The organism is Bartonella queenslandensis AUST/NH15, from assembly GCF_000312585.1.
GTDB classification, from domain to species: Bacteria; Pseudomonadota; Alphaproteobacteria; order Rhizobiales; family Rhizobiaceae; genus Bartonella; species Bartonella queenslandensis_A.
In genome coordinates this window covers 1-484 of the sequence record NZ_HE998028.1, presented here as the reverse complement: position 1 = coordinate 484, position 484 = coordinate 1, and the positions used below count along the sequence as shown (strand labels likewise).

Below are 484 nucleotides of genomic sequence, written 5' to 3'. Positions count from 1 at the left end.
CTGGGAGGAGAGAGCACCCCCATAACGTTAAGCGGCTTTTGTCAAAATCTTTTGCATCTCTTGTTCTATTTCTGCTAAAAAGACTTCGACCGCTTGATTAATCTGTTCAATGTGTTCTTCATCACGGTGAATGCGTTTGATTTTCATGCGCAGGTATGTTGATTGCCTCGTAAAACGTGGGTCATAACTGATAAAATCACACCATTTTCGTCCCGTACAAGCCATTTGGAATTGCATTTGCGCACGATATTCAGGCTTTATATTGTCATCTATAAAGAAGCGTAGATGGTTTGGTGATTGTGGGCATTTGACTTCAACTAAACCGTCATTACCAACAAACCCATCAGGGCTTGCTCCCGCCATTTGGATTGTAGGGTGTTGGATAAATCCGCACTTTGTGACATGAGCATCATAAATGAATGCATATTCTTTTAGGGCATCCTCTTCATGTTCAATGCCCCATTGCATAGCTGGTGTTGTATAA

At 41.7% G+C, this 484-nt stretch carries 1 protein-coding gene; it reads right to left on the bottom strand.

All coding sequences use genetic code 11. The features are described 5' to 3' along the window. Positions 1-27 precede the first annotated feature (27 nt). Positions 28-484: lambda exonuclease family protein (locus BN338_RS09235; protein WP_039761374.1), on the bottom strand; the 457-nt coding region annotated here is incomplete at its 5' end.